This window comes from Actinacidiphila oryziradicis, assembly GCF_005047355.1.
GTDB classification, from domain to species: Bacteria; Actinomycetota; Actinomycetes; order Streptomycetales; family Streptomycetaceae; genus Actinacidiphila; species Actinacidiphila oryziradicis.
In genome coordinates, this window is sequence record NZ_SUMC01000301.1 from 1 (window position 1) to 1,912 (window position 1,912).

Sequence of the window (1,912 nt, forward strand, 5' to 3'; positions counted from 1 at the left end):
CGTATTCGCGCTGGCCGGAGGCCGTGCGGACGGGTGGGGGCAGTAACCCGCGCTGCTCGTAGAACCGTAGTGCCCTGGGCGTAGTACCGGCCGCTGCTGCCGCTTCGCCGATCCGCATCCTGCCCCGCTCCCCGTCCTCTGTCCGCCCGCGGCTGCCGAACGGGTGCTATGCCACCGCCACCGCTACAGCTCCACGACGACGGCCCCGAAGTGTCTGCCTTCGATCATTTCCTGCAACGCCTGCGGTGCGCGATCGATGCCCGCGATCCGTGCATGGGGGAAGCTGATCTCGCCGGAGCGCAGCCAGTCGCCGAAGCGACTGGTCCACTCCTTCTCCACATCGGGGTGGTCCGCGCCGCTGTATCCGCGCAGCGAGATGCCCTTGACGAGGAGGCGGAAGGCGTCGATCTCCACCGGTGCGCTGCCGCCGGCCCGTTGCGCCGACATCTGCCCGGACAGTGCTCCGACCAGGGCGAACCGCGCGCCCTGCCGCGCCGCGCCGAGTGCCGCGACCAGTTGCTCGCCGGCGACGGTGTCCACCAGGACATCGATGCCCTCGGGCGCCGCCTCCGCGAGCTGGGCTGCGATGGGCCCAGCTCCTCGCAGCACGATCGCGTCGTAGCCGAGTTCGGAGACCAGCCGCTCGGCCTTCTCCGGCGAGCCGGTGCTGCCGATCACGCTCGTGGCGCCCAGCAGCCGGGCGATCTGCCCGGTCAGGGAGCCCACCGCTCCCGCCGCTCCGGTGACGAAGACGATGTCCCCCGCGCGGACGTCGGCGAGGCGGGTCAGTGCTCCGTAGGCGGCCGATCCCGGGGAGAGGTACGCGACCGGATCGGGGAGCGGGTCGTCCAAAGGGGTGCACTCGGTGGCGGCCACCAGGGCGTACTCCCGCCAGCCGAGCATGTGGGCGACGGTATCGCCGGTGCGCAGCGGGCTGTCGGACGGCGCGGCCACGACCTCGCCGACTGCGGGACCGAACAGCACATCTCCGTTGCGCAGCGGCGGCAGCGGCAGGCCGTCAACCTCCCCGCCGATCAAGGTACGCAGGCCGGGGAAGACCAGGAAGTGCCGGTTCCTGACGAGAACTTGGCCTGTCCCGGGCTCGGGCAGCGGCGTCTTGACGACGGCGAAGTGTTCCCGCGCGGGCAGTCCCTCAGGGATGGCGGCGAGCCGGACTTCACGGGCGGTGCGAGGCAGGGCTGCGGTCATGTTCGGCCTCCTGGGCAGGTTCGGGGCAGCGGCACGGCGCGCGTCCGCCGCCGGGGTTGCGGTGACGCTAACTCCTGACCCGCACGTCAGGGTCAAGCCGCTCCTGGTCGGTGCTCCGGGGCGGGCTGATCCGGCGAGCGCAGTGTCCGCTCCTCGGAACTGGTGACAGAAAACCTGCAAAATGGCCGGTGATGACAAGCAGCGTGCCTCGTTGGTGACAACCAGCTTGCTTCAGGGGACCCAAGAGGGCAGCTCACCCCGTCCCGAAGGTGACACCTATCGTGCTTCGGCACATGTGACTGAGCGCTTCACTTGGCCATTCTGAGCGCTTTAGTTGGCCGGCAGTGTTGCGCCGGGTTGGAAGAGTCGGCTCGCGAGCCGGCCGTCAAGCTGAGGGGCGGTCTCGTTCCCGTGCGGTGGGCGGATGGCCCCCGTTCTTCAGTTTCCACGACGCTGCACCGTTCCGCCGTCGACCTTGAACACGCTGCGGATCCACCTGCGGCCACCTGCGGTCGAGCACGCCGTCAGCGGACCGAGCGCCTTCGGTTCTCGAGGAAGCCGCGCTCGGCGGCGTTGGTGGTCACGGCGAGCGCGGCGTCGTACGCCTCGGCGGCCTCTCGACTGCGATCGAGGCGGCAGAGCAGGTCGGCGCGGGTGGCATGGAACAGGTGGTACCTGTCGAGGTCGCCTTGCAGGCTGTCGA

At 70.2% G+C, this 1,912-nt stretch carries 2 protein-coding genes; both read right to left on the reverse strand.

Annotated elements, in window-relative coordinates; all coding sequences use genetic code 11:
* The coding region (locus tag FCI23_RS55390) for a MerR family DNA-binding transcriptional regulator (RefSeq protein WP_136731720.1) at nt 1–118 on the reverse strand (118 nt) is incomplete at its 3' end.
* A 65-nt stretch (nt 119–183) separates the two neighbouring features.
* Entirely contained in the window at nt 184–1,209 is a 1,026-nt protein-coding gene (locus FCI23_RS55395; protein WP_136731721.1) for an MDR family NADP-dependent oxidoreductase, read from the reverse strand.
* Nucleotides 1,210–1,912: the final 703 nt, after the last annotated feature.